The 26,080-nt window shown below is 60.1% G+C and carries 23 protein-coding genes; 10 read left to right on the plus strand and 13 right to left on the minus strand.

Features of this window, described 5'->3' with window-relative positions; genetic code table 11:
- Positions 1-62: 62 nt before the first annotated feature.
- The 4 genes from ACYZTK_RS00410 to ACYZTK_RS00425 form a co-directional block, all read right to left on the minus strand.
- Positions 63-392 (minus strand): hypothetical protein, encoded by a 330-nt coding sequence (locus ACYZTK_RS00410; protein ID WP_462012617.1) that lies wholly within the window; start codon positions 390-392, stop codon positions 63-65.
- Positions 393-911: 519 nt separating this feature from the next.
- Positions 912-1,415 carry a GNAT family N-acetyltransferase gene (locus ACYZTK_RS00415; protein WP_462012618.1) on the minus strand — a complete coding sequence of 168 codons (504 nt, stop codon included), beginning with the start codon at positions 1,413-1,415 and terminating at the stop codon, positions 912-914.
- A gap of 25 nt (positions 1,416-1,440) precedes the next feature.
- Complete coding sequence (locus ACYZTK_RS00420) at positions 1,441-2,070, minus strand: glutathione S-transferase family protein (RefSeq protein WP_462012619.1); 630 nt, start codon at positions 2,068-2,070, stop codon at positions 1,441-1,443.
- 78 nt (positions 2,071-2,148) lie between these two features.
- Positions 2,149-4,098 (minus strand): DNA topoisomerase III, encoded by a 1,950-nt coding sequence (locus tag ACYZTK_RS00425; protein WP_462012620.1) that lies wholly within the window; start codon positions 4,096-4,098, stop codon positions 2,149-2,151.
- Between the two features lie 258 nt (positions 4,099-4,356).
- Between ACYZTK_RS00425 and ACYZTK_RS00430 the strand changes: the two genes are divergently transcribed.
- The 4 genes from ACYZTK_RS00430 to ACYZTK_RS00445 all read left to right on the plus strand — a co-directional run bounded on the left by ACYZTK_RS00430 (position 4,357) and on the right by ACYZTK_RS00445 (position 9,270).
- Positions 4,357-4,725: a DUF427 domain-containing protein gene (locus ACYZTK_RS00430; protein WP_462012621.1), complete on the plus strand. Its 369-nt coding sequence runs from the start codon at positions 4,357-4,359 to the stop codon at positions 4,723-4,725.
- 79 nt (positions 4,726-4,804) lie between these two features.
- Positions 4,805-5,326, plus strand: a complete 522-nt coding sequence (locus tag ACYZTK_RS00435) for a sigma-70 family RNA polymerase sigma factor (RefSeq protein ID WP_462012622.1) — start codon at positions 4,805-4,807, stop codon at positions 5,324-5,326.
- Complete coding sequence (locus ACYZTK_RS00440; protein WP_462012623.1) at positions 5,323-6,261, plus strand: FecR domain-containing protein; 939 nt, start codon at positions 5,323-5,325, stop codon at positions 6,259-6,261. Before ACYZTK_RS00435 ends, ACYZTK_RS00440 begins: the two co-directional genes overlap by 4 nt.
- A gap of 534 nt (positions 6,262-6,795) precedes the next feature.
- Positions 6,796-9,270 (plus strand): TonB-dependent siderophore receptor, encoded by a 2,475-nt coding sequence (locus tag ACYZTK_RS00445; RefSeq protein WP_462012624.1) that lies wholly within the window; start codon positions 6,796-6,798, stop codon positions 9,268-9,270.
- Here the strand turns inward: ACYZTK_RS00445 and lldD are convergent, their stop codons facing one another.
- From lldD to ACYZTK_RS00460, 3 genes are all read right to left on the minus strand, one after another.
- A complete protein-coding gene (lldD, locus tag ACYZTK_RS00450) occupies positions 9,271-10,416 on the minus strand; it encodes an FMN-dependent L-lactate dehydrogenase LldD (protein WP_462012625.1) in 1,146 nt (381 codons plus the stop codon).
- Between the two features lie 94 nt (positions 10,417-10,510).
- Positions 10,511-12,133, minus strand: coding sequence for an MFS transporter (locus ACYZTK_RS00455; protein WP_462012626.1), 1,623 nt, complete (start codon positions 12,131-12,133; stop codon positions 10,511-10,513).
- A gap of 200 nt (positions 12,134-12,333) precedes the next feature.
- A complete protein-coding gene (locus tag ACYZTK_RS00460; protein ID WP_462012627.1) occupies positions 12,334-13,980 on the minus strand; it encodes a GMC family oxidoreductase in 1,647 nt (548 codons plus the stop codon).
- A gap of 121 nt (positions 13,981-14,101) precedes the next feature.
- Here ACYZTK_RS00460 and ACYZTK_RS00465 point away from each other — a divergent pair, with 121 nt between their 5' ends.
- Positions 14,102-14,992, plus strand: a complete 891-nt coding sequence (locus ACYZTK_RS00465) for a LysR family transcriptional regulator (protein WP_462012628.1) — start codon at positions 14,102-14,104, stop codon at positions 14,990-14,992.
- A gap of 125 nt (positions 14,993-15,117) precedes the next feature.
- On the opposite strand, the gene ACYZTK_RS00470 is transcribed toward ACYZTK_RS00465, so the two are convergent.
- Positions 15,118-16,218, minus strand: a complete 1,101-nt coding sequence (locus ACYZTK_RS00470; RefSeq protein ID WP_462012629.1) for a DNA alkylation repair protein — start codon at positions 16,216-16,218, stop codon at positions 15,118-15,120.
- 92 nt (positions 16,219-16,310) lie between these two features.
- A complete protein-coding gene (locus tag ACYZTK_RS00475) occupies positions 16,311-18,122 on the minus strand; it encodes a monovalent cation:proton antiporter-2 (CPA2) family protein (protein ID WP_462012630.1) in 1,812 nt (603 codons plus the stop codon).
- Between the two features lie 194 nt (positions 18,123-18,316).
- On the opposite strand from ACYZTK_RS00475, the gene ACYZTK_RS00480 reads away from it, so the two are divergent.
- Positions 18,317-18,625 carry an RcnB family protein gene (locus ACYZTK_RS00480; RefSeq protein ID WP_462012631.1) on the plus strand — a complete coding sequence of 103 codons (309 nt, stop codon included), beginning with the start codon at positions 18,317-18,319 and terminating at the stop codon, positions 18,623-18,625.
- A gap of 72 nt (positions 18,626-18,697) precedes the next feature.
- Here the strand turns inward: ACYZTK_RS00480 and ACYZTK_RS00485 are convergent, their stop codons facing one another.
- Complete coding sequence (locus tag ACYZTK_RS00485; protein WP_462012632.1) at positions 18,698-19,021, minus strand: protealysin inhibitor emfourin; 324 nt, start codon at positions 19,019-19,021, stop codon at positions 18,698-18,700.
- On the minus strand, positions 19,018-20,076 hold the full coding sequence (locus ACYZTK_RS00490; protein WP_462012633.1) for a M4 family metallopeptidase: 1,059 nt from the start codon (positions 20,074-20,076) through the stop codon (positions 19,018-19,020). Before ACYZTK_RS00490 ends, ACYZTK_RS00485 begins: the two co-directional genes overlap by 4 nt.
- A 130-nt stretch (positions 20,077-20,206) precedes the next feature.
- Here ACYZTK_RS00490 and ACYZTK_RS00495 point away from each other — a divergent pair, with 130 nt between their 5' ends.
- The gene (locus ACYZTK_RS00495) at positions 20,207-20,545 is read left to right on the plus strand and encodes an FKBP-type peptidyl-prolyl cis-trans isomerase (RefSeq protein ID WP_462012634.1); all 339 of its coding nucleotides are present in this window, start codon (positions 20,207-20,209) and stop codon (positions 20,543-20,545) included.
- A 73-nt stretch (positions 20,546-20,618) separates the two neighbouring features.
- On the opposite strand, the gene ACYZTK_RS00500 is transcribed toward ACYZTK_RS00495, so the two are convergent.
- Positions 20,619-21,743 (minus strand): cytochrome P450, encoded by a 1,125-nt coding sequence (locus ACYZTK_RS00500; protein WP_462012635.1) that lies wholly within the window; start codon positions 21,741-21,743, stop codon positions 20,619-20,621.
- A gap of 82 nt (positions 21,744-21,825) precedes the next feature.
- On the opposite strand from ACYZTK_RS00500, the gene ACYZTK_RS00505 reads away from it, so the two are divergent.
- From ACYZTK_RS00505 to ACYZTK_RS00515, 3 genes are read left to right on the plus strand one after another with little or no spacing between them, the layout of a single operon-like run.
- Positions 21,826-22,581: an ArsR/SmtB family transcription factor gene (locus ACYZTK_RS00505; protein WP_462012636.1), complete on the plus strand. Its 756-nt coding sequence runs from the start codon at positions 21,826-21,828 to the stop codon at positions 22,579-22,581.
- 60 nt (positions 22,582-22,641) lie between these two features.
- Positions 22,642-23,862, plus strand: coding sequence for a putative DNA modification/repair radical SAM protein (locus ACYZTK_RS00510; protein ID WP_462012637.1), 1,221 nt, complete (start codon positions 22,642-22,644; stop codon positions 23,860-23,862).
- Positions 23,859-24,701 (plus strand): TIGR03915 family putative DNA repair protein, encoded by an 843-nt coding sequence (locus ACYZTK_RS00515; RefSeq protein WP_462012638.1) that lies wholly within the window; start codon positions 23,859-23,861, stop codon positions 24,699-24,701. The genes ACYZTK_RS00510 and ACYZTK_RS00515 overlap by 4 nt, the downstream gene beginning before the upstream one ends.
- Before the next feature lie 183 nt (positions 24,702-24,884).
- On the opposite strand, the gene ACYZTK_RS00520 is transcribed toward ACYZTK_RS00515, so the two are convergent.
- Positions 24,885-25,904 carry a branched-chain amino acid aminotransferase gene (locus ACYZTK_RS00520; protein ID WP_462012639.1) on the minus strand — a complete coding sequence of 340 codons (1,020 nt, stop codon included), beginning with the start codon at positions 25,902-25,904 and terminating at the stop codon, positions 24,885-24,887.
- Positions 25,905-26,080: the final 176 nt, after the last annotated feature.

The following is a 26,080-nucleotide window of genomic DNA, read 5'->3' on the forward strand; positions in this document are numbered from 1 at the left end:
TACAAAAAAAGGGCCTGCTCTTCAGTGAGAGCGGGCCCTTTTCAGTTCAAATGTTTGAAGTATCAGTAGAAACGGTCAATCACCCGAACTTCATTGTGGTTCTGCATCGATGCCCACGCCTGTTTCAGCGTTTGCAGAACACTACCGATGAAATCCTTGTCGGCGGCAGCCTTCTTGCCAACATAGCCCTGGCCGCGACGGTACATCTTCAGTCGGGCAAGCAGGTTCTGGTTCTGCTTGTCGAATTCCGCTTCATCGGCGTTGGTTGCCAGGCAGTCGATATGAACCTGGCCCGACTTGCTGATCCACAGGATATGACTGTCATGGCTGTCTTTTTGCGCAGCGAACATGCGAGCCAGTTCTTCGATAGTAGGTTGATTGTTCAGATTCATGATATGCCCCTTGACCATTTGGTGATCTTTCAAAGTTGGTTCGCTAATACAGGTAGCCCATCGGTTAGTTGATCCCTGGCACCGAAACCAGGACGTCAGCGTTCATCCGCCGAATGTGGCGAGGTCTCGCGTCTGTTGCATGTAGTCGTGTTGAATAACTGCTACGCAATAGCGTCACAACGAAGAGAAGCAGCGAAAGCCTGGAGGCCACTGCCGACTTTTGAGGGTCGGCCACAAGCTTCATGAGGATTGATCGCCAGCGCTTCTCGTCCTTGTACTGGACGTTCGGGCCAGGTCAGCTTCTTCAATCTGCCTTGTGGGCAGCGTGTATCCGGGAATAACAGCTCGGCGGTCAGACGAGCTTGCTCAAACATGTTGCCGTACTCCCGATCGGGGAGATGTCTGCATCATGCAGAGGCAAATCGGAGGCGTCAATGGTTATGTAGTGATTATTTTCAGTCACTACATATTGTCCGACAAAGCAGTTTGGAATTAGCGATTCGAAGCGCAGAGCCCCACTCAGGCTGACGCTGGCCGGTATTCGAAGCGGTAAAAGGTGCAGGGATAGCCGTCAACTGGCCGTTGATGCACGCTGCACTTGCTGCCAGTGAGAACTGGCATGAGGCCCGCCCAGAACCTCTGTGCAGGCTGGTTGGCATCGATATGGAAAATTTGCCATTGACCCGGGTTACGGCTCAAGAGGGCAGAGACGACAAACTTAGCGACGCCTTGGCCACGAAAGCGTCGGCTGACGAACAGATAAGCCAGGTTGAATTGCGCGCCCTCGAGATGGGTTTCATTGTCGACGGTCGCAAAGCCGGCCAGTTCGCCGTCGACTGTGATCAGAAAAGCCTGGGTGGCCGGCCTTCTCCAGTAGTCCAGTTTCGGCTCGATACTGAAGAAGCCGTGCCCTGCTAACTTCAGTGGCAGCCATTCACTGAAGTCGTACATGTAGAACTGCATCAGGTTTTCGATGGTTTGCAGGTCATCGCGCTGGGCGGCGTGCAGTTCTACCGAGGGCATCCCAAGTGACTCCTGGTTGGGTCAATCAGTGTGGGGCGAAATCGTACTGCCCACCGGTCTTGAGTGCCGCAGCGTAGGCAGGGCGCTTCTGGAAGCGCTCGACCCAGGCTGCGATGTGCGGATATCCAGCGAGTTTGCCCTGGGCCCTGGCGATCTCGCCGATAAAGCTCATCTGGATATCCGCAGCGCTGAATTCACTGCCCAGCAGATAATCGGATTTGCTCAGCGCTGTGTCGAGGTAGCCCAGGTAATTGGCAACTTCCGAGTTGATCCGTGGCAGCAATGGCGCGCCGGCTTCTCCCAGGCGACCCACGTACAGATTGAGCATCAGCGGCAGCATCGCCGAGCCTTCGGCGAAGTGCAGCCATTGCACGTATTGATCATAGGCCGCAGTTGCCGGATCAGGTTGCAGGCGACCTTCGCCATGCCGGCGGATCAGGTAGTCGATGATCGCTGCGGACTCGATCAACTTCTGCGAGCCATCCTCGATGACCGGGGATTTGCCCAAGGCGTTCACCGCTTTCAACTCCGGCGGTGCCAGGTTGGTTTTCGGGTCACGCTGGTAGCGTTTCAGTTCGTAGGGAATCGCCAGCTCTTCCAGCAGCCAGAGAATCCGCTGGGAGCGGGAGTTGTTCAGGTGATGGACGATGATCATGTTCGAGGCCTTTTCAGAAAAGAGGGCTGACGCCGGGCTTGAGCAACACTAGACCATTAGCATGGCTGCGAAGTGCCCTCAGGTTTTGCTCGCGGGTTTTGCCGCGCGCCGGGTGTTGGTCGCGGGTTTGCGCTTGGCAGGTTTGCGTTTGTTCTTCCATGGTGTTGCCCCGCTTCCGGCGGGGCTGGCAGGACCGCTGATGGTCAGGCTGAGCCCTGAGCAGCGGGCCACCTGTTTGCTCATCCAGGCCGCCTGTTTGGTGACGAATTCCTCCAGGCTCATCTCGCCGCTTTGCACCATGTCCAGCGCCTGCTCCCAGATCGCCGTGGTGCCGGGGTCGGCGATGGCCCGCGGCACCGCGTCGATCAGGCTGAACGCCGCCGGAGTGGCAGCCAGCGCCTTGCCGTTCTTGACCAGGTAACCCCGGTCGAGCAGGCCTTGAATGATCGAGGCGCGGGTGGCTTCGGTGCCGATGCCGGTGGTGTCCTTGAGTTTCTGTTTGAGCAGCGGATCTTCCACCAGCTTGGCGACGTTTTTCATCGCCTTGATCAGGTCGCCTTCGGTGAAGGGCTTGGGCGGTTGGGTCCAGAGGTCCTTGAGCTTGACGTCGGCCACCTGGCAGTCACGCCCCTCGGCGAGTGCCGGGAGGGTTTGCGGCGCCGGTGCCTCGCGGCCCTTGGCCGGAGCCAGGGCTTCTGGCAGGGCGCGTTTCCAGCCAGGTTCGATGATCTGCTTGCCGACTGCGCGCAACGCTTCGCCGGCGCAATCAAAGTCGGCCTGGGTGCGGTCGTACTCGTGGTTGGGCAGGAACTGCGCCAGGTAACGTGCGCGAATCAGGGTGTAAACCGCTCGCTGCTTGCCGGCCAGCCGCTCGAGATTCTTCGCCGCCGCCGTGGGAATGATCCCGTGGTGGGCACTGACCTTGGCATCGTTCCAGGCGCGGGACTTTCGGTGCGGTTCCAGGTGATCGTTCAAGGCGTTCAGGCCGGGGTCGGCCTGTTTCAGCGCGGCCAGGATTCCGGGCGCTTCACTGTGCTGGCTCACGGGCAGGTAACCACAGTCGCTGCGAGGGTAGGTGATGACCTTGTGGGTTTCGTAGAGTGCCTGGGCAATATCGAGGGTTTCCTGGGCGCCCAGGCCGAGTTTTTTCGAGCAGACTTCCTGCAGGGTGCCCAGGTCGAAGGGCAGGGGAGCCACTTCACGCAGGCGCTCGGTGCGCAGCTTGACCACCCGGGCGCTGGCTGCGTGGGCGATGGCTGTTGCCGCCTGCCGGGCCAGTTGCGGGTTCAGGCAGCGGTCCTGATCGTCGCAAACCTCGGACGCCGCCCGCCACTGCGCGGTGAAGGTGGTGCCGTCGTGCAGCAGTTGCACGTCAATGGCCCAGTAGGCGACCGGGACAAAATCGGCGATGCTGCGATCGCGATCCACCACCAGGCGCAGGGTCGGCGTTTGCACCCGACCAACCGGCAACACCCCTTGATAGCCGGACTGGCGACCCAGAAGCGTGAACAATCGGCTCATGTTCATGCCGATCAGCCAGTCGGCCCTTGAGCGGCCCAGGGCCGAGTGATACAGGCTGAAGGTCTCGGCTCCCGGCTTGAGCGCAGCCAGGGCCTTGCGAATCGACGCGTCGTCCAGCGCCGATAACCACAGCCGGCGGATCGGCCCGCGATAACGGCAGTGTTCGACCAGCTCCCGGGCGATCATTTCACCCTCGCGGTCGGCGTCCGTGGCAATCACCAGCTCATCCGCCTCACCGAGCAGGCGCTTGACTGTCTTGTATTGGCCGGCGGTACGCGGCTTGACGGTCATTTTCCATTTGTCCGGAATGATCGGCAGGTCCGCCAGCACCCAGCGCTTGTAGCGTGCGTCGTAGGCATCCGGCGGCGCGGTTTCCAGCAGGTGTCCGATGCACCAGGTCACAGTGACGTCCGTTCCCAGCCAGCAGCCATCGCCCCGACGTCGGGCACCGAGCACGGCCGCAATATCCTTGGCCTGGGAAGGTTTTTCACAGAGGTACAGCCGCATGACCACCATCATTGTTCAGTGTGCGAGAGGTGCAGAGAATGGCGGTTGCCGCGCGAGGGATCAACCTTTATCTGTATGGATGTACAGGTTTGGAGTGTCCGGTTGTTGCCGGGCTTGTGCGCTCCGTTCGGCTGTGAAGCGCTCGCGCAGGCTTAACTTGGGTTATACCTGATAGCTGTTGATACAGGTTTTGGCGCAGCTTTGGCTGCCCGGGCTTATGCACCGATTGAGTCAAGTCTTCCAAGAGGAAACCACTCCATGTCAACGTCAACTCCCCCTGCTGTCATTACCATCGCAGAGCAACCGGGCTGTCTGCTGGTGAAATTTCACGGAATCCAGGTGGCGGCGTCCGCGCGGGCGTTGATCCTGATGGAGGCCAATTACCCGCCGGTGTACTACGTCCCGCGCGAAGACATCGACGAGAAGTACTACGCTCGCACCGATCACACCAGTTACTGCCCGTACAAGGGCGATGCGACGTATTTCAGCCTGCAGATTCCGGGACATGAAGGCGCCAATGCGGTATGGAGTTATGAGAACCCCAAGATATCAGTCGACCAGATCAAGGGTTATGTGGCGTTCTACCCCGATCAGGTGAAATTCGAACTGCTTGAAGCCGAGGTTTGATCCAATGCTTGGCTATTGCCATCATCTGTAACAAATATGACAATGCGAGTCATTATCAGTCGCGAATTATTCCATTGTCATGTCCACCCACGAATTGTCCCTGCGCAGTGCCGTCAATGAGCTGTACTGCGACCATCATGGCTGGCTGAACGGCTGGCTGCGCAAGCGCCTGGGCAATACGTTCGATGCGGCGGACCTGGCGCAGGACACCTTCGTCCGGGTAATCAAGGCGCGCAACGCGCTGGAGATCCGCGAACCTCGACCTTACTTGTCGATGATCGCCAAAGGCCTTTTGGTGGACCTGTTCCGGCGTCGCTCGCTGGAACAGGCCTATCTGGAAACGCTGGCAGCGATGCCGGAATCCCAGCATCCGTCGCTGGAAGAGCAGGCGATCCTGTTGCAGGCGTTGATGGAAATCGATCGGCTGCTGCAGGGCCTCGGGGGTAAGGTCAAACAAGTCTTTATTTTGTCCCAGTTCGACGGCCTGACCTACCCACAGATCGCCGAGCGCCTGGGCATCAGCGTGCGGACGGTGAACAACCACATGGCCAAGGCCATGGAGCATTGCTGCCTGATGCAGATTCAGTTGCAGCTGGCATGAGTCTGTCATCAGACGAGTTGAAGGCGATCAGCCTGGCAGCCCGCTGGTACGCCAGGCTGCAATCCGGGTTTGCCAGCGACGTGGATCGAGCGGCGTGGAGTGAATGGGTAAACGCTGATCCTGCCCATCACCTGGCCTGGCAGCGGATAACGGCCGTGGGTGAGCAGATGGCCAGCGTTCCGGGAAGCCTGGCGTCACCGGCCCTGCGTGGCGCGGACAGATCTCGCCGCCAGGTTCTGCGCAGTGTGCTGGTGTTGGCATCCGCCGGGTCTTTAGGATGGCTGGGCTGGCGCAGTGAAACCACTGCAGCCCTGGTCGCCGACGTCAGCACTGCGGTAGGCGAGCGCCGCGAGTTTCGGCTGGCGGACGGCAGTTCATTACTGCTCAACACTGATACTGCGGTCAACATCCGCTTCGATGGCCAGCAGCGAGTGCTGGAGCTGGTGCGTGGGGAGATTCTGGTGACAACAGGCACAGATCCCGCGCGGCGCCCATTCAAGGTATTCACCGCGCAGGCGGAGATCCTGGCGTTGGGAACACGTTTTATCGTCCGCTCCCAGGCCGAGGGTGGAGAGGTGGCGGTGCTGGAGAAAGCTGTTGAGGTCAGTGCAGGCGCCTCGAAGGTGCGCCTGGAGGCTGGCCAGCGCATGGATTTCAATGCCCTGACGCTGGGCTCGGTGCGGCGCAACGATGCGTCGGTGGGGGCGTGGCAACAGGGCAGCATCATCGCCATCGACCGCCCGCTGTCTGACTTGCTCGCAGACCTTTCACGGTATCGGTCGGGGGTGCTGAGATGTGACCCTCGTATTGCTGATTTGCGGGTGTCAGGGGCGTTTCCGATTGATAACACGGACATGGCGCTGGCAGCGTTGGAGAGTGGGTTTTCGTTGCGTGTTACCAGGCATAGCCGGTATTGGGTGACGGTTTCTCAGTAGCAGGGAATTGCGTCAGCCAGAAAGGATGTGCGCGAACGAACCAGCGTAGCGCGCCAGCTTGATGCCTTGGTCGGCCCGAAGGCCGCCACGGCCCGGTTCTTGATCGCGGACGCCCCGTTAACCACGCTGGCCGAACGCAGGTATTGCGTAGCGGGTAAACCGGCAAGGATGCCGGTTTAGCCGCGCTGGGCCAGGGAGGGCCCATCGCGGCGGGCCCGCGGAGCAATGCCGGAGTGAGGGCACACCGAGCCTAGGCAAGGTGCCGAGTGGTGGGGCAGAAAGCGCTTGGTTACTTGGCGCTGTTCCAAGTGACCCGCTGTAAAAGCGGAACCAATGGAAGCCGTTACCGCAGAAACGGATATGTACGCAAAGCAGGATCAAAAGATCGCAGCCTCGTTGCACTCGACAGCTCCTACGCAGGGAAAGCAATGGCCCTGAATGCAAATAATCTCCAACCACTTTGCACTTTTTATCACCACCGTTCGGCTCATCCCTCAGTGAGTTTTTATTGATGGGTTCTGGGGGAGAGTAAGCATGTCTCGGGTATACACGCCAGGTCGTCTGGCGATCGCAGTAAAGTTCGGATTGCTCGCAGCAACCACCATTGGCCCATGGCCAGCCGTAGCGAATGCCGCGCCCACGCAACAGCAAAATCCAGTGCAAACCTTCGACATCGGCGCCGGCAGCCTGACCGAAGTGCTCAGCCATTACGCCAGTGCCGCAGGTGCCGCCATCTCGTTCGATGCGCGACAGACCCAAGGCCTCAACTCCCCGGGAATCAGAGGCGCATTCGGCACCAGTGAAGGCTTCGCCCGGATCCTCCAAGGCAGCGGTCTGCAGGCCGAGCCACAAGCCAATGGCACCTATGTGTTGCGTCCTGCTCCCACGATCGGCTCAGCGCTCGAGCTCGGCGCCACCAACATCAACGGCCAACTGCTCGGCGCCACCACCGAAGACAGCGGCTCGTACACCACGGGCGCCGTCACCATCGGCAAGGGCGAACACTCACTGCGGGAAACACCGCAGTCGGTCACCGTCATCACTCGCAAGATGCTCGACGACCAGAACCTCAACACCATCGACCAGGTCATGGAAAAGACCCCGGGCATTACCGTGTACGACTCGACCATGGGTGGCAAATATTTCTATTCCCGGGGCTTTCGCATGTCCGGCCAGTATCAGTACGACGGGGTGCCGCTGGACATGGGCAACCTCTACGTCCAGGCCGACAGCTTCAGCGGTGACATGGCCTATTACGACCGGGTCGAAGTGCTGCGCGGCGCTGCAGGCATGATGAAAGGCTCGGGCGGTACGGCCGGCGGAGTCAACTTCGTTCGCAAGCGCGGGACCAGCACGCCGCATACCGACATCACCCTGTCCGGCGGTAGCTGGGACAACTACCGTGGTCAGGTTGATACCAGTGGCCCGCTGAACGAGTCGGGTACGTTGCGCGGCCGAGCAGTCGTGGCCGAGCAGAGCCGGCACTACTTCGTCGACGACGCGAGTCGCAAGGACCAGGTCTACTACGGCGCGCTCGATTTCGACCTGAGCCCCGACACGACCCTGGGCCTGGGCGTTGCCTATGAAGACGTCGATGCCAACCCATGTTGGGGCGGGCTGCCGCGCTACAGGGACGGCAGCGACCTGAAACTCAGTCGATCCACCTGCCTGGATCCGTCCTGGAACACCTGGCGCAGCCAGCGCACCACGGTGTTTGGCGACGTTACGCACCAGCTAAACGAGGACTGGGCGCTGAAGGTCGCCAGCGTCTACACAAAAAACACCCAGGACATCAAGTACGCCTTCGCTTCCGGCGCAGTCACTCCTGGCGTTGGTACCACCGGCATGCTTGGCAGCCTGTACGACTATGATCAAGTCGATTACGGACTCGATGCCTACGTGGATGGCAAGTTCGCCGCGTTTGGCCAGCAACACGAGCTGGTGGTCGGTTTCAACGCCAGTCGCTCGAAGAAGGACGACTTCTATTCGGTGGCGTTCCTGCCCCAACGGCAGAATGTGTTCAACCCCGATAAACATATCCCCGAGCCCGATGACAGTTACTTCATCGACAATTCTTCTCGCGGTGGCCCGGTCAATTCCGTCACCAAACAGAAGGGCCTGTACTCGACCTTGCGTCTGAAGCTGGCGGATCCCCTGACCCTGGTCGTGGGTGGGCGGGTGAGCTGGTACAACTCCGACACCGACTCCGTGTTCATCAATTCTGCAACCTCCGAGCACTCCAGCACCACCGAGACCGGCCAGGTTACGCCGTTCGCCGGTGTGCTGCTGGACCTCAACGACAACCTCACCGCCTACGCCAGCTACTCGGATATCTTTACCCCGCAAGGTAACTACCGCTCCGAAGACGGTGCAGCGCTCAAGCCGCTGGTGGGCCAGAGCTACGAACTGGGGATCAAGGGCGCCTGGTTCGACGGTCGCCTGAACAGCTCGTTCAACCTGTTCCGCACTATCCAGAAGGACCAGGCGCAGACCGACTACAACTCCTCCTGCCCGTCGTCGGACGGCTACTGCTACGTCAACGCCGGCAAGGTGCGAGCCCAGGGTTTCGAGGCGGAGATCAGCGGTGAAGTGATCGAGCGCCTACAGTTGCTCGCCGGCTACACCTACACCCAGACCAGGACGCTCGACGATATCGACAGCAGCCTGAATGGCGCAGCGTTCAACAGCTACGTGCCACGCCATGTGCTGCGCATGTGGGGTGACTATGCGCTCGCTGGAGCACTGGAAAAGTTCACCATCGGTGCAGGAGTGAACGCCCAGAGTGATAACTTCCGGGTCTCACCGTCGTCGGGGGAAAAGCTCAGCCAGTCCGGTTATGCCATCTGGAACGGGCGCATCGGTTACCGCATCGACGACACCTGGTCGGTGGCGCTCAATGGCAACAATCTGTTCGACAAGCGCTACTACGCGACCATCGGCACCGAGACATTCGGCAATTACTATGGCGACCCGCGTAATTTCATGATGTCGGTGAAGGCGAGTTTTTGATTACAGGTTCCGGGCCTGCACCAACGTGGTTTCGTCGATCTGATCGATCGACGTCACCCCGGTCAAGGTCATCGCCACGCGCATTTCCCGGGCGAAGATATCCAGCATGTTTTCTACTCCGCGTTGACCATCGGCGGCCAGCGCGTAGGCCATCGAGCGTCCCAGCAGCACACCCTTGGCACCCAGCGCGAGCATGCGCACCACGTCCAGCCCCGAGCGAATGCCCGAGTCGACCAGCACGGTCAGGTCGCTGCCTACAGCCTGGACGATGGGCGGCAAGGCCCGGGTGGTCGAGAGCACGCCGTCCAGCTGACGGCCGCCGTGGTTGGACACGACGATGCCATCGGCACCAAAGCTGACCGCATCCCTGGCATCCTGCGGGTCGAGGATGCCCTTGATGATCATCGGTCCTTGCCAGTATTCGCGAATCCACTCCAGGTCGCTCCAGCTGATCGACGGGTCGAAGTTGTTGGCCAGCCAGCCCATGTAGTCTTCCAGCGTCACCGCTTTGCCCAAATACCTGGAGATATTGCCCAGGTCATGCGGGCGCCCCATCAGGCCGACGTTGAACGCCCAGTCGGGGCGGGTCACGGCCTGGAGCATGCGCCGGGTCGAAGCATAGGGTCCGGACATGCCCGAATGCGCGTCCCGATACCGCGCCCCAGGTGTCGGCATATCAACGGTGAACACCAGGTTTTTCACCCCGGCGGCCTTGGCCCGTTCGAGCGCGTTTTTCATGAAGCCGCGGTCCTTGAGCACATACAGCTGAAACCAGATCGGCTGCTGACTCTGCGCCACGACTTCCTCAATCGAACACACTGACACCGTCGAAAGGCACAGGGGAATCCCCTTGTTTTGCGCGGCCCTGACCGCCTGGACTTCGCCGCGACGGGCGAACATGCCGGTCAGGCCGACCGGTGCCAGCACCATTGGCATGGCCAGTTTCTGCTCGAAGAGGCTGGTTTCCAGGCTGAGAGTCTCGACGTTCTTCAAGATGCGCTGGCGCAGGCTGATGCCGGTCAGATCGGCGCTGTTGGCCCGCAACGTATGCTCTGCATAAGCCCCGCCGTCGATGTAATCGAACAAAAAGCGCGGGAGTTTGCGGCGAGCCGCCTCGCGATAGTCGGATGCAGAAGAAATGATCATGAAGACAGATGCCTCGGTCTGGTGATTGCAGTGACCCAATGTACTCAGGTTAACCAAAACGCCCCGCATGTGCGGGGCGTTTTTTCGTCTGCCGTCAGTTGGTGTCCAGATCGACGTTTTTCGTCTCACGCAAACAGATCAACCCCACCACCAGGCTCACCCCGGTGATCAACACCGGGTACCAGAGCCCGTAGAAAATATCTCCGGTGTACACCACCAGCGCGAACGACACGGTCGGCAGGAACCCACCGAACCAGCCGTTACCAATGTGATAGGGCAGGGACATCGAGGTATAGCGGATGCGCGTCGGGAACAGTTCGACCATCAGCGCTGCCAGTGGGCCGTAGCACATGGCGGAGATGATGATCAGCACCACCATCAGCGTCACGATCATGGTCTTGTTGACCTGTTGCGTATCGGCTTGCGACGGATACCCCGCCAGGGTCACCGCACCGCGCAAGGCCGCTTCGTCGAAGCCATCCAGTTTCACGTCACCGACACTGACCTGCACGGCGCTACCAGCGGGGGCCGCTTCGCTGCTGTAGGGCAGACCCTGCTTGACCAGGAAGGTCTTGACCTTGTCGCACGGGCTGTCAAATTTCGCCTTGCCCACCGGGTCGAACTGGAAGGTGCAGGTGGCCGGGTCGGCCAGCACGGTGATCGGTGACTGGCGGCTGGCCTGATCGATGGCCGGGTTGGCGTAATGGGCGATGGATTTGAAGATTGGGAAGTACAGCGCGGTCGCGAGCAGCAAGCCGAGCATCAGCACCGGTTTGCGCCCGACCTTGTCCGAGAGCCAGCCGAAGAAGATGAAGAACGGCGCGCCAATAATCACGCTGACAATCAGCAAGCTGTTGGCCAGGGCCGGGTCCATCTTGAGGAACTGGGTAAGGAAGAACAGCACGTAGAACTGCGCTGCATAGAAGGTCACGGCTTGTCCGGCGTTGATACTGAACAGGGCGATCAGCACCACCTTGAGGTTTTCCCATTTGCCGAAGGAGTCGCGAATCGGCGCCTTGGAGAGCTTGCCTTCCTCTTTCATTTTCACGAATGCGGGCGATTCGTGCAGGCTCAGGCGGATCCAGGTAGAGATGCCCAGCAGCACGATGGAAAACAGGAACGGAATCCGCCAGCCCCAGACTTCGAACTGGTCGCCAGTGAAGTAGCGGCAACCCAGCACCACCAGCAGCGACAGCAGCAGGCCGAGGGTCGCGGTGGACTGAATCCAGCTGGTGTGAAAGCCTCGCTTGCCCATCGGCGCGTGTTCCGCCACATAGGTCGCGGCGCCGCCATACTCACCGCCCAGGGCCAGGCCCTGAAGCATGCGCAGTACTACCAGGATGATAGGCGCGGCAATGCCGATACTGGCGTAGGTCGGCAGCAGGCCGACGCAGAACGTCGCCACACCCATCAGGATGATGGTGGCGAGGAAGGTGTACTTGCGCCCGATCATATCGCCCAGGCGCCCGAAAACCAGCGCGCCGAACGGCCGCACGATGAAGCCTGCAGCGAAGGCCATCAGGGCAAAGATGAACGCCGTGGTGTCGTTGACCCCGGCGAAAAACTGCTTGCTGATGACCGCCGCGAGGGCGCCGTAGAGGAAAAAGTCGTACCACTCGAAGACCGTCCCGAGTGACGAGGCGAAGATAACCTTGCGGGTGTCGCGGCCGATCTCTGCATGGCCCACGGACTCCAGCGGCTGAACATGTTCTGACATATCGGTATCCCTCACAGTGATTGTTTTTGTTGTTCCACTGTCGCCGTCGGCCTTGTGGGCTGGTGGCGCTACTTCGATGTATGCATTCCCCTGTAGGAGCTGCCGAAGGCTGCGATCTTTTGATCTTAAAAATGCAACATCAAAAGATCGTCCGATCGCGGCCCGAGCCTGCGGCAGCTCCTACAGGGTGGTGTTGAATCTCAAAGGTTGGTGGCCAGTTCCTTTGGCGTGTTGATAGTCCTTGTGGCTGGATTAAGGATCAGTTCAGCGGCCTTTTCCGCAATCATCAGCGTAGGCGAACAGGTGTTGCCCGAGATGATTCTAGGCATGATCGAGGCGTCGGCAATGCGCAAGCCAGGAATACCGTGCACCCTGAGCTGCGCATCGACCACGGCGTTCGGGTCACTGCCCATGCGGCAGGTGCCGACCGGGTGGAAAATCGTCGTGCCAATCCGCGCAGCTGCTTCGTGCAGTTCTTCTTCGCTCTGCAAGCTGTCCCCGGGCAAATATTCCACCGGCTTGAAGCGGCCAAGCGCCGGCGCGGCGACGATGCGGCGGGTCAGGCGAATGGCGTCCGCGGCCACGCGCAAATCTTCCGGGTGGCTCAGGTAATTGGGCTGGATCAGCGGTGCGTCCTGCGCGTTGGCGCTGCGGATCTCCACGCGTCCGCGGCTTTTCGGCCGCAGGTCGCAGACCGACGCGGTGAAGGCAGGGAAAGCGTGCAACGGCTCGCCGAAGCGCTCCAGCGAGAGTGGCTGCACGTGATATTCGAGGTTGGCCGAAGTCTGCTCCGGCCCCGAGCGGGCAAACGCGCCCAACTGACTGGGCGCCATCGACAGTGGTCCGCTGCGGTTGTAAAGGTAGCGCAGGCCCATGCCCATCTTGCCCCACACGCTGCCGGCAATCTGGTTCAGGGTGCGGGCGTTTTCCAGCTTGTAGATCAGCCGCAGTTGCAGGTGGTCCTGCAGGTTGCCGCCGACTCCTGGCAGCTCATGGGCAACGCCGATGCCGAGCTTTTCCAACAGGGGGCGAGGGCCGATGCCGGAGCGCTGCAGGATGCTTGGCGATCCCACCGAGCCAGCGCACAGGACAATTTCCTGGCGAGCCCTGAAGGTTCTCAGTTGTCCCTGGTAACGAGTGATTACCGCCGATGCGCGGCCGTTTTCCAGCTGCACGCGGTCGACTTCGACGTCGGTGAGTACGGTGAGATTGGGCCGGTGGCGGATCGGTTTGAGAAACGCCTTGGCCGCGTTCCAGCGGACCCCGGCCTTCTGATTGACCTGAAAGTAGCCGCAGCCTTCATTATCGCCTTGATTGAAGTCGTCGATGCTGGCGATGCCGCTTTGTTCGGCTGCGCTGCGAAACGCATCAAGAATCGGCCAGGATAGACGCTGGCGCTCGATTCGCCATTCTCCGCCTGCGCCATGAAATTGTGAGTCGCCGGCAAAATGATCTTCGCTTTTTCTGAACAGCGGCAGCACGTCGTTCCAGCTCCAGCCAGCATTGCCGTCAGCCGCCCAGCTGTCGTAATCGCCAGCCTGGCCGCGCATGTAGATCATGCCGTTGATTGAAGAGCAACCGCCGAGCACTTTGCCTCGTGGATAACTGAGGGCACGACCTTGCAGGCCGGGTTGCGCCTCGGTCTTGAAGCACCAGTCGGTGCGCGGGTTGCCGATGCAGAACAGATAACCCACCGGAATATGAATCCACGCGTAGTTATCGCGGCCGCCGGCTTCCAATAGTAGCACCCGGTGTTGCGGGTTGGCCGAGAGCCGATTGGCCAGCAAACAACCGGCCGGACCGGCCCCGACTACGATGTAGTCGAATTCATCAAGGGAAGTCTGCATCCCTGACCTCGTATTGTTGTTCTTGTTGTCGGTCATCCTAGTTGTTAGCTTTCGTTTAAAGAATGTTAGTTTTTGCGCAGCCGCTGTGCGTTTTTAAACAGCTTAGCCCTAAGGACGATTCATGTTCGATTGGAATGACCTGCGGTTTTTTCTCGAGTTGCAGCGCAGCGGGCGCTTGCTCACCGCCGCGCGGCGGTTGAACACCACCCATGCCACCGTCGCCCGGCATATCGACGCCATTGAAAAAAGCTTGGGCACGGCGTTGTTTGTGCAGCACGCGCAGGGTTATCAAATGACGCCTGCGGGCGAAGCGCTGCTCAAACATGCCGAGGCGATGGAAAATGTCGCGCTGCTGGCCCAGGAAGAAATCACCCAGTCGACCGCGCCCTTGGGCAAGATCCGGGTCGGGGTGACCGAAGGGCTGGGCATCATGTTCCTCGCCAGCCGCATGAATGGCCTGTTCGAGCGCTATCCAGGACTGGAAGTGGAACTGGTGGCGGTGCCACGTTTTGTCAGCATCCTCAACCGCGAAGCCGAGATCAGCATCCATCTGGAGCGGCCGGCAGCCGACATGTTGGTCACCCGCAAGCTCGCGGACTATCGCCTGGCGCTTTATGCCAGCCAGGACTACCTCGATCGCGCACCGCCGCTGCGCAGCCGCGAGGACCTCGGCCGGCACGCCTGGATCGGCTATGTCGACGACCTGCTGTTTAGCCAGGAACTGATGTTCCTCAACAATTTTTGTCGCAACCCCCAGGTGGTCTTTCACAGCACCAGCGTTATCGCCCAGCAGCAGGCGGCGCGCTCGGGACTGGGGATTGCGGTGCTACCGTGCTACATGGCCAGTGCCGATCCGGGGTTGGTGCCGTTGCTGCCGGACGAAAACATCCTGCGCAGCTACTGGATCAGCACCCGCCGCGAGCTGCACAAATCGGTGCGGTTGCGGGTGTTGTGGGATTACGTGGTGGCGTTGTGTGAGAGTGAGCAGGGGTTGCTGCTGGGCGAGGATTAACCTGCAAACAACGTTCCCCCGCGTAGGAGCTGCCGAAGGCTGCGATCTTTTGATCTTGTTTTGTAAAATCAAAAGATCGCAGCCTTCGGCAGCTCCTACGGGGAGTACGCCAAAGAACCCGTGTATCAGGGCAGGATCTCGAACGCCGTCGTGGCCAGGCGCTCGCCGTTTACCAGGATATGCACCGCATGCCTGCCCGCGTAATGCCTGCGGGTGGTGAGTTCCTTGATCTGCTGGCCACGGGCGACCCGCTCGCAGGCCTGGCCCGGGAGGGTCAGCGCCTTGAGCTTGAACACCTTCGCCGAGGTGCTGCCGTTGCCCTTGACGTAGTCGATCGCGTAATCGATAACCAGCCGCTGACTGTGCTCGACCGTCGATTGCACTTTAAACGACAGGGTGATTTTTTCGCCGAGCCTGATCACTGCCGGTTCGACTTGCACTTGGGTGATCTCGACCTCGGCCTTGCCGCCCGCGCCGATTATTGCAAGCGCCCTTCGATTACCCTGTTTGATCAGGCTGCGCAGCGCGTGCCTGGCGATCCACGCCGTGTGGCGATTGTCCAGCGACCAGCCCTCGATCAGGTCCAGCACCCAGTCGGGATGGTCCTTGGTGATGTCGTTCAGATGGTTGGCCACGGACTTGCGCACATAAAGGCTGTCATCTGCCTTGAGGTTATCGAGAATCCCCGCTGCAAGCAGCGGATCTGCCTGAATCCGCTCCAGCCGGAACGACCAGGGCAAACGCGGCCGGCTGCCTTCGCTGGCCAGGCGCCGCACGTGCTCGTTTTCATCCAGCGACCATTGTTGCATCACCGCCAGGGTTCGCTCGAAGTCGCTGCGCAGGAAATGCCGGATCGCGAACTCGGATGAGCCGAAGGCGGTGAAGTACCTGAGGGCGTCCATGGATGCTTCGAAGGCGTGGCCGCCGTAGGTCGCCACGTAATGCGGCAAGGAAAGGCTGACGAAGCTGCTGTTCAACCGAGGGGCCAGGGCGCGCAGGATGACCAGGGATTCTTCGTAGCCTAAGGACAGCACTGCATGCAGACATTCGCTGACCCGGGCCATGCGCTGCATGATCGACAATCCGTCGAGGCCTTCGTTGGCCATTTTCAGGAAAGCGCGGGCTTTGAACTCGGGGTACACCGCGGTCATCTCGGCGGCGATATGCTTGAGGCGCTCGGCGTTGAAGATTTCCTTGAGAGCAGGGGCGGGTTGGTCAGTGGCCATTGTGGATTCCTTTGAGTTTGTCGTTTATCCAGATGTACCGCGTTGTGGGAGTGAGCCTGCTCGCGATAGCGGTCCTCCATTCACTAAAAACCTCAACCCTTACCCAACTTCTCCTCCTCCAGCTGATCCGACTCAAACAACTTCGCCAGCTCCGCCCGGGCTTCCTGCGCGGTTTGCAGCACCTTGGCCGCATCGTCATAAATCGCATGCTGCGCTTCCAGCACCTGCTCGTCATGGTGCTTGAACCGCTTGATTCGCGCATCCGCCTGGGCCTGGGTCAGGCCCAGCCCAACCAGGGTGCGCCGGCTCATTTCCAGGCTGGAATAGTAGGTCTCACGAATCGCCTCTGCACCCAGGTCCACCAAGCGGTGCACATGCTGGCGGTTGCGGGCCCGGGCGATGATCTTGATATGGGGGTAGAGCTTGTGAACCACCTCGGCAGTCTTGATGTTGGTGTCCGGATCGTCGGTAGCAATCACAAAGTATTCCGCCTGCTCGACCTTGGCGGCGCTGAGGATTTCCGGGCGCATCGGATCGCCGTAGAACACCGGCACTCCGCCGAAGCTGCGGGACAGTTCGATGGTTTCCACCGACGTGTCGAGGGCGACGAACTTGATGTTCTGCGCCCGCAGGATCCGCGCAACGATCTGCCCCATGCGGCCCATGCCGGCGATCACCACGCGGGGGGTATCGGTGTCGATTTCGCGAAATTTCTCCGGCACCACCACCGGCTGCACCTTCGGGCTCACCAGGCGTGCGCAAAGCAGTAACAGCAGCGGCGTCACGGCCATCGACAAAGTGATGGTCAATACCAGCAGATCATAAAGGCGCGGTTCAAACAGACCCTGGTCGCGACCAATCTTGAACACCACAAAGGCAAACTCGCCGCCAGCCGCCAGCACGATACCCAGGCGAATCGCGCTGACCTTGCCCAAACCACCGGCCAGGCGCCCGACGACAAACAGCAGGGGCAGCTTGATCGCGATCAACAACAGGGTCAGGCCGAGCACCGTGATCGGGGCGCTCAGCAGCAGGCTCAGGTTGGCGCCCATGCCCACACTGATGAAAAACAGCCCCAACAGCAATCCCTTGAAAGGTTCGATCTGCGCTTCCAGTTCGTGGCGATACTCCGAGTCCGCCAGCAACAATCCGGCAAGGAATGCGCCCAGGGCCATGGATACCCCGACCAGGTCCATCAACCACGCCGTACCGATCACCACCAGCAACGCGGTGGCGGTGGAGACCTCAGGCAAGCCGGTCCTGGCCACCACACGAAACACCGGCCGCAGCAGGTAGCGTCCACCGATCACTACCACGGCGATACTGCCCAGCACCCGCAGCCCGTGATTCACATCCTCGGCGACGGTGGAGGTGTGATCGCCTCCCGCCAGCAGCGGCACCATGGCAATCAACGGGATCGCCGCGATGTCCTGGAATAACAGGATGGCAAACGCCAGGCGGCCGTGGGGGCTGGTCAGTTCCTTGCGCTCGGCGAGGCTCTGCAAGCCGAAGGCGGTGGAGGAGAGGGCGAGCCCGAGACCCAACACGATGGCGCTGTTGAGCGACTGGCCGAACATGAACAGCGCGGTCAGACCAATCACCGAACCGGTCAGCAACACCTGCGCCAGGCCCACCCCGAACACTGCTTTACGCATCACCCACAACCGTCGAGGCGACAGTTCCAGGCCAATGATGAACAGCAGCAACACCACCCCAAGCTCGGAGATATGGCTGACGCTCTGTGGATTGCCGATCAGGCCCAGCACCGCTGGACCGATAATCATCCCGGCAAACAGATAGCCGAGTACCGCGCCCAGTTGCAGGCGCTTTGCCAGGGGCACGGTCAGCACCGCCGCGAACAGAAAGACGACAGCGGCTTGCAACAGGTTGCCTTCGTGGGGCATGACTGACTCCAGGACTCGGTACGGCGGGGGCCACAAGGATAAAGCCTGCCGCAGCAGGCGTCTGCCACGAGCCGGCAATGATTGTATGAATGGTGCATGTTTGCCGGTGCCAGGGAATGTTTGCGCCCTGAATGAATGATTTTCGACCCGCGTAGTCGGAGTTCAGGTACTACAACATTTCTGGAGAATCCACCATGAACAGCAAAACCCTCATCGCCGCCCTGGTCATTGCCGCTGGCGTTGCCGGTATCAGTCCCATTGTTCAAGCGGCTGACTCACCTGAAAAAACCGTTCAGCCCAGCGCCACCAATACCCGTGAACTGAACGTCAACGACCGCGCGCCGGACATCTACCAGCGCCCTGAAAAAGCCCTGAAGAACTGGAAGGCCAAGGGTCTGAAAGCCCCGGTAGAGCAAGCGCAGTGGGTGCAGGTGCATGACAAGTACATGATGGTGATGATCACCAACGGGACGATTGTGGATATTACGCCGGTGGAGAAATAGGTCCGCCTGCTTGCGCGATGAGCTGGTTACTGTGGGGGCAAGTTTGCTCCTGCAGTGCCGGTAATATCGGACTCACAACACTTCGCCCTTGTCCCACAAGTGCACCAGATTACCCGGGGCCTTTTCTTCAGGCACCTTCAACACCATCCGGTCATCCTGCTCGCCACTGCGGTAGTGCACTTCGATTTCAAAGAAGCGTTGATCGCCCCGGCCCGAAGCCGGTTCGGCGAATGCCAGGCAGCCTTCAAGTACGGTGCAGATACGCAAGCGCTGTTCGATGTCGCATTGCGCAAACTCGATGCTGCGCGGGCGGGTGAGGGCGTGAATGGCGGCGACGCCACCCTGGCGCGAGAGATGGATCACTGCGTCGTCCCCCAGCATTGGCAAGGTTTTCATGATGGCTCCTGATTGGTTTCGACACCTACATCAGACCAGGCCTGCGCCACTGCCAGGCGTTCTTCCGCACCAAAGCGCCTGGACGCATGCTCGATGGTCAGATTTGCGAATTCGCTGAAGGACGCTTCGCTGCTCAGGCGCTGGTCGCACAGCGCGTCATACCAGACATGGCCTGCGCCCTGCCAGGCGAATCCACCCAGCGCCTTGGCCGCCAGATAAAACGCCCGGTTGGGAATGCCGGAATTGAGGTGCACGCCGCCATTGTCCTGCTCGGTGACGACGAATTCGCGCATGTGGTCGGGTTGCGGGTCTTTGCCGAGCAGAGGATCGTCGTAGGCGGTCCCGGGATGAGCCATCGAACGCAGGCCGTCGCCCTTGATCTGCGGCGCCAGCAGGTCGGCGCCGATCAGCCAGTCTGCCTCTTCGGTGGTCTGATTCAGTACTCGCTGCTTGATCAACACGCCGAACACGTCCGCGATCGACTCATTCAGGGCCCCAGACTGATTGGCGTAGACCAGGCCGGCCTCACTTTCGATGACGCCGTGGGTCAGTTCGTGGCCAATCACATCCAGGGAGCGGGTGAAACGCTCGAAGATTTCGCCATCGCCGTCGCCAAACACCATCTGCGCCCCGTTCCAGAACGCATTCTCGTAGTCCTGGCCGTAATGCACGCTGCCAATCAGCGCGAAACCCCGATTGTCGATGGAGTCGCGACCGTGCACGTTCCAGAAGAAATCATGGCTGGCGCCCAGGGCGTCATAGGCCTCATCGACCGCCGGATCACCCGTCGCCGACTGGCCTTCGACTCGCACAGGCATGCCCGGCAGGAGCATTTTCCCCTGGGCATCATGGATGCTGCGCTCGACTACGCCGGGTTTGGTGGAGGGTGGTAGCAAGGTCGTGGCAGGCGGTCGCGCCGGGGGAAGGGGCGTATGGCGCAGGGTGCGCACGTGCGTCAGCGTCTTCTGCGCACTGGAACGCTGGCGCTCGGAGCCGTTGGCAATGATGCGGTTGAGGATGTAGGGCGGAATGAAACTGCGCGGTGAGTCGGTCATCGGAGCGTCCTTTCCTGAGTACAGAGTCGATACTCATGTGAACCGGAGGGCGACTTTCGGTTCCATGCATTGCCATTCCCGGCGGATTCTGCGAAAACGCCCTGATTAACCGGGCGACTGAGCGAATTTCATGAACGACGAATTACAGATCATCGACCTGCTGCCGGGCGACGGCAAGGCAGCGGTCAAGGGCGCACTGATCACCACTCAATACCGCGGCTGGCTGGAAGACGGCACCGAGTTCGATTCCTCCTACAGCCGGGGCAAACCGTTCCAGTGTGTGATTGGCACTGGTCGAGTGATCAAGGGTTGGGATCAGGGGATCATGGGCATGCAGGTTGGCGGTAAACGTAAATTGCTGGTGCCGGCGCATCTGGCTTACGGTGAGCGGACCATGGGCGCGATTACCCCGAATTCGAATCTGATTTTCGAGATTGAATTGCTGGAAGTGCTGACCAGGGACGATTGAGTAAATTACTCGCGCCACCCGGACCCTGTAGGAGCTGCCGAGTGCAACGAGGCTGCGATCTTTTGATCTTGACCTACGCGGTCCGTCTGCCAAAAACTGCAACCCGCCCATTCAAAGAACGCCCATACACCCACTCCAATCCCCCCAACTCAATCCCTGCGGCCAGCACCGCCCGCACGGTCGCTGCGCTAATATCCAACGCCAGCCGCTGCCCAGGACACTGATGCCTCCCCGCACCAAAGCTGAAACTTCGACGGTTCGGACGATCTAGCATGAACATTTCAGGTTCGTTATTTAATAGCGGATCCCGATTAGCCGAAGCCACCACCACCAAAACCACATCCCCAGCCTCAAGCCGCACGCCCTCAATCTCACAGGCCGTAGCGACAAAGCGCCGAGTGTTCTGCACTGGCGGATCGAAGCGCTGGGTCTCAGCAATCAAATCATCGACCCGCGCGGCATCTCGGAGCAACGCCGGATCTTGAATCAGCGCAATCAACGCATTACCAATCAAACCCGCAGTTGCCTCATGGGTTTGTGACAACAACCCGATCAGATTGGCGATCACCGCCGAGTGGGGCAGCGCCGTCGCAGCGAAGCGCCTGCGGATGCCTGCGAGCAAAGCGCTTCGGTTGTCCGGATCATCCAGTAGCTCAACGAAATATCCGCTGAGCTGCTCCGCTGCAAAATGCGCCGCGTGTAACTGAACGTGATCACTCAAAGGTGACAGGCACGCCACAAAGTCGGCCGTCAACTCGCTGATAATCCGCCCTTGGGCGGGAGAAAATCCCAATAGTGCTGCGACCACGCAGACCGGTCCACGGAACATCGCGTTGTGCAGGCCTTCAACGTCAGGCGTGATGAGCCGCGCAGCCACCAGCGCCGTTACTGCGCCTGTATCGAGCATCACCAGTTCCGGCTCGATCGCGGATCTGGGGCAGCGTTGGCGTTCGCCTTCATTCATCCGCATCAGTTGCCCGAAGACGGTGCCCGCCATCCCCCCGACGATTTCCAGCGGCACCGGCTCGTGGGGTGGTCGGACATGACAGTCGGAGTGTTCCAGGACTGCCGCGACAGCGCGGGCGCTGCTGGCGATCCACATATTGAGTTCCTGATGGAACGCCAGTCCGCCCTCGGAGCGCAGCTGTGCGTAGTAGGAATATGGGTCAACGTGAGTCGCAGCGATGATCGGGTCCATGGGTCGCAGCCTTGTTCGATAGGGTAGAAGTGTTGCTACTATCTTCAGTTCGAAACGGCCTTGATTCGTCCGGGAGCGAAATATGCACGCACAACAGCACGATATCGGTGTCTCTCAAGTAGCGGCGGCGATCGCAGAGCCTGCTCGGACGAAAATGCTCTGCTCGTTGATGGATGGCCATGCGCGAACCAGCACCGAGCTGGCGGCGATTGCCGAGGTCAGCGCGTCCACCGCCAGTGCGCACCTGGCCAAATTGAAGGACCTGGCGCTGGTGCGCTTGCACGTCCAGGGTCGCCATCGCTATTACAGTCTTGCGGATCCGCGGGTGGCCCAGGCATTGGAGGCGTTGATGGTGATTGGCCAGAGTGCGCCATCTACCTTCAGCTCGCGAACGCCGGATCGCCTGCAGTTCGCCCGCACCTGTTATGACCACATGGCCGGCACGCTGGCGGTCCTGATGCATGACCGCATGCTCGCGGCGGGGTGGTTGCTGTTAACCGATGATCAGGGCTATCAGCTGAGCGGGCGCGGTGCGGAGGCTTTCGAAGGCTTGGGGATCGAGGTCGAAGAGTTAGCGCGCCTGCGCCGACGGTTTGCTTGTCCCTGCCTGGACTGGAGCATGCGTCGGCCACATTTGGGAGGGGCATTGGGTGCAGCGTTGTTGAAAGTGGCGATCTCGCGCCGGTGGGTGACCCAGGATCTGGACAGTCGGGCGTTGGCGCTGACGGCATTGGGGCGCAAGGAAATTAGTCGACGGTTCGATATTGAGCTGCCCCGTGCAGCCGAGACACCTGTGCAGGCCAATCGCCCGTCGACAATCGGACCAAGGGCTGTCTGACAGCTTGATCCCTGACTACCGACACTATACTGTATATCCAAACAGCTAGTGGCGTACCCCATGGAACTCATCGACAAGCTCAGCATCCTCGCCGACGCCGCCAAATACGACGCGTCGTGCGCCAGCAGCGGTGCGCCCAAGCGCAGCTCGGAGGGTAAGAGCGGCCTGGGTGCGAGCAATGGCATGGGTATCTGCCACAGTTATACGCCGGACGGGCGCTGTGTTTCGCTACTGAAGATCCTGCTGACCAACTTCTGTCTGTACGACTGCCAGTACTGCGTCAACCGCCGCTCCAGCGACGTGCCCAGGGCGCGGTTCACGCCGGAGGAAGTGGTTACGCTGACCATGGATTTCTACCGCCGCAACTGTGTCAGCGGGTTGTTTCTCAGCTCCGGGATCATCCGCTCGGCGGACTACACCATGGAGCAGCTGATTCGCGTGGCCCGGCTATTGCGCGAGGAGCACGAGTTTCGCGGGTACATCCACCTCAAGACCATCCCCGAGGCCGACCCGGCGCTGATCGAGGAAGCGGGGCGCTATGCTGATCGGCTGAGCGTCAACATCGAATTGCCCACAGATGCGAGCCTTCAGACCCTGGCCCCGGAAAAGCACCTGGGCTCGATCAAAAGCGCCATGCAGACCATCTATACCGGCGTGCAGACGGTGCTCAACGAACCTCGAGCGCCGAAGTTTGCGCCAGCCGGGCAGAGCACGCAGATGATTGTCGGTGCCGATGACACCGATGACAGCACCATTCTGCACAGTGCCCAGGCGCTGTACGGCAACTTCAAATTGCGCCGGGTCTACTATTCGGCGTTCAGCCCGATACCCGACAGCCCGAAAAGCGTACCGCTCGCGGCGCCGCCGCTGATGCGTGAACACCGGTTGTATCAGGCTGATTTCCTGCTGCGCAGCTATGGTTATACCGCTGGCGAGCTATTCAAAGGGCCGGGCGACCTCGCTCTGGATATTGACCCGAAACTAGCTTGGGCCTTGGAAAATCGCGACATCTTTCCGCTGGATCTCAACCGCGCCGAGGCGTCGCTGATCTCGCGCATTCCCGGAATCGGCTTGCGCACGACCGAGCGGCTGATTCAATTGCGCAGCCAACGCCGCATTCGTTACGAAGACTTGGCGCGCATGCGTTGCGTACTGGCCAAGGCCAAGCCGTTCTTCATCACCAGCGATTATCACCCGCAGCAGGCGGAGGTCACCAGTCATATGCTCTATCAACAACTGCGCGACCGCCCACAACCGCAGCAAATGGGGTTGTGGGGATGATCAATCTGGATTGCGACGACCTGTTCGAAACCTGGCGACAGCAAGCGCGCTGGTTGCTTAGTCATGAGATGGATCCGAGCCTGGTCGGATGGGCCAGTGAGGGCGTTCAGGATCTGTTTGCCAGCGATCACACGTTGCCTGAAACACAGGGCCCCTTTCAGGCTCGCATTCCGCGAACGTTGCTCGACACCCTCGAGCAAGCGGCCCGATATCGCGGCGACCAGCGCTGGAGTTTGTTGTACGAGGTGCTGTGGCGGGTCAGCCATGGGGACCGCACGGCAATGATGGCTGGCGACAAGCTTGGCACCGAATTACAGAGAAGAATCAAGCAGATACGCCGTGAATCTCATCATTTACATGCATTTGTGCGGTTCGTTGAACTGCCTGGCTGCGAGGGGCCGGAATATGTGGCCTGGCATGAGCCGGCCCACGACATCCTGCACAGCGCCAGTGAGCATTTCATTGGGCGCATGGGTCGGCACCGCTGGTTGATCGCGACGCCCAGGGATGGCGTTTATTACGATGGCGAGCAGTTGATCTATCAGCGCCAATGTCCGGTGGAATGGCAGCAAATGGCGCAGAACATTGACGACCCTCACGGTGACATGTGGTTGACCTATTACAGCCACATCTTTAATCCGGCGCGGTTGAATCCTAAGGTAATGGAGGGGCATTTGCCGACGCGGTTCTGGAAAAATCTGCCCGAGGGAGCACTGATTCCTGGTTTGATTACCCAGGCACGCACGGGTAAGCAGCAGGATGGCCAGGCGAGTGGGATCAAGGGGCGGCAGGGTAAGCGGATTGGATTGGCCCTGGGCGGCCCTGGAAGAACCCCGTAGGAGCTGCCGAGAGAAACGAGGCTGCGATCTTTTGATCTTGTTTTTTCAAAAGCCAGGTCAAAAGATCGCAGCCTCGTTTCTCTCGACAGCTCCTACGGCTTCTGCAGGTTTCATCGAAACCTCAGGCAAAAAAAGCCCCCCATTGCCAAAGCAATGGAGGGCTCGGATGTCGCAAGCGTCAGGTCAAACCTTGACGATCCAGCCAGCTGGCGCTTCGATATCGCCTGTTTGTACCCCGGTCAGCTCCTTATAAAGCTTCTGGGTAACCGGACCCACCTCGGTTTCGCTGTGGAACACATGCAGGTGGTCGTTGTAGTTGATACCACCAATCGGCGTGATCACTGCCGCAGTACCGCAAGCACCGGCTTCCTTGAAGTCCGCCAGCTTGTCGATGAACACGTCACCTTCAATCACTTCCAGGCCCAGGCGCGATTGGGCCAGTTCGATCAGCGACAGACGGGTAATACCCGGCAGCACCGAAGGCGACTTCGGCGTGACGAACTTGTTGTCGTGCGTGATACCGAAGAAGTTGGCGGAACCGACTTCCTCGATTTTCGAATGGGTCATCGGATCCAGGTAGATGCAGTCGGCGAAGTTGGCTTTCTTCGCCTGGGAACCTGGCATCAGGCTGGCGGCGTAGTTGCCACCGACCTTGGCTGCGCCGGTGCCTTGAGGGGCCGCGCGGTCGAAGCTGGAGATCAGGAAGTTGTGCGGGGTCAGGCCGCCTTTGAAATAGGCACCAACCGGGATGCAGAAAATCGAGAAGATGAACTCGGGGGCGGTGCGCACGCCGATGTTGTCACCCACGCCGATCACGAACGGGCGCAGGTACAGAGCGCCGCCGGTGCCGTAAGGCGGGATGAAGCGCTCGTTGGCGCGGACGACTTCCTTGCAGGCTTCGATGAACTGCTCAGTCTCGACGAACGGCATCAGCAGGCGCGCGCAGCTGCGTTGCATGCGCAGGGCGTTCTGGTCCGGGCGGAACAGGTTGATCGAGCCGTCCTTGCAACGATAGGCTTTCATGCCTTCGAAGCATTGCTGGCCATAGTGAAGGGCAGTAGAGCCTTCGCTGATGTGCAGCACGTTGTCTTCGGTCAGGGTGCCCTTGTCCCACTCGCCATTACGCCAGTACGAGAGGAAGCGCTTGTCTGTCTTGATGTAATCAAAACCCAGCTTGTCCCAATTGATGCTTTCGTTACCCATGACACCCTCTATCACTGAACAACCGCCAAAGCGGTTCAAGGCTTCTGACGTTTTTTTGGATGGGGACAACAATACTTCATTCTGCGGCTATTTCGCAGTCCGGACTATCGGATGACAGACAGATAAATCGAGCTGACCTCAAGAAATCGCCAGCAGGCTGGCTCCCACAGGAGAAC

This window comes from Pseudomonas sp. LB3P31, from assembly GCF_054897945.1.